Below are 1,110 nucleotides of genomic sequence, written 5' to 3'. Positions count from 1 at the left end.
TGTGGACGACGCCCGCATTGCAAGAGGAATCTGACGTGCGGCTTGCGGTCGGGTGCAAGTCATGTGTCCGGCCTGTTGGTGCGGCACCGTGACCGCTGGCCCTGATGTAGTCCGCTGATTGGGTCCCAAACATTCGCACGGGCTTTGACGCCCATGACCCAGAAGCGGGTTGTCCCAATCGACGGCTCGACCGTTTCGCATCACGCCAACATCACCCTCGCAATTCGATTGTCTTGCTCCGCCGTCGCCTCACGCTCCCATTGCCAAGCCTCTTCAGGCGGCTATGGCAAGCTCCGGTGCTCGATAGTGTCCTCCCTTGGCCATGATCGCCCACGCGATGCGGGCCATTTTGTTGGCAACCGCCACGGCAACGAGCTTGGCCGGCTTCTTGGCCAGCAGCCTCATGATCCAGGGATGCTTTTGCGGGCGCTGCCGGGCGTGTCGAACAACGGCTGTTGCACCGATGACGAGCAACCGTCGGAGATAGCGATCTCCCTGCTTGGAGATGCCGCCGAGCCGCTCCTTGCCCCCTGTAGAATGCTGCCGCGGCACAAGTCCGATCCATGCCGCAAAATCCCGACCGGATTTGAAGCCACTCGGGTCTGTGACAGTAGAAGTAATGGCCGTGGCTCCGATCACGCCAATCCCGGGCACGGTCTCGAGGCGGCAACTCATGTCATTGGCACGATGTTGGGCGTGAATGGCGCGATCCAGGGTCCCGATTTGTAATTCCAGAGCAGCGAGTTGATCGACAATGGCCTGCAGCGCCTGTTTCATCGCTGATGGAAGAGCTTCGCGGTTACTTTCGTCCGTGATGATCGCGGCAAGCTGCGCGAGACCTTCGCGTCCTGTTTCCGCAATGAGGCCAAACTCAGCAAGGTGGGCTCGGAGCGCATTGATCAGTTGCGTGCGCTGACGGATTAGAAGATCCCGGGTTCGATGCAACATCAGCAAGGCTTGCTGATCGGCCGACTTGACGGCCACGAACCGCATCGATGGTCGCGTCACGGCCTCGCAGATGGCGGCCGCATCGGCAGCGTCGTTCTTCGATCGCTTGACGTAGCCTTTCACGTAGCTCGGCGGCATCAGACGCACGGTGTGACCGAACTT

Annotated in this window: 1 protein-coding gene; it reads right to left on the bottom strand. The window is 60.6% G+C overall.

What is annotated here, in order from left to right; translation table 11 throughout:
- Positions 1-273 precede the first annotated feature (273 nt).
- On the bottom strand, positions 274-1,110 hold an 837-nt coding region (locus VMT30_02965), incomplete at its 5' end, for an IS110 family transposase (protein HVQ43902.1).

The organism is Candidatus Saccharimonadia bacterium (assembly GCA_035544015.1).
Taxonomy (GTDB): Bacteria; Patescibacteriota; Saccharimonadia; order UBA4664; family UBA4664; genus UBA5169.
The sequence above is the reverse complement of the archived record's forward strand: the minus strand, read 5'-3'. Positions and strand labels throughout refer to the sequence as shown.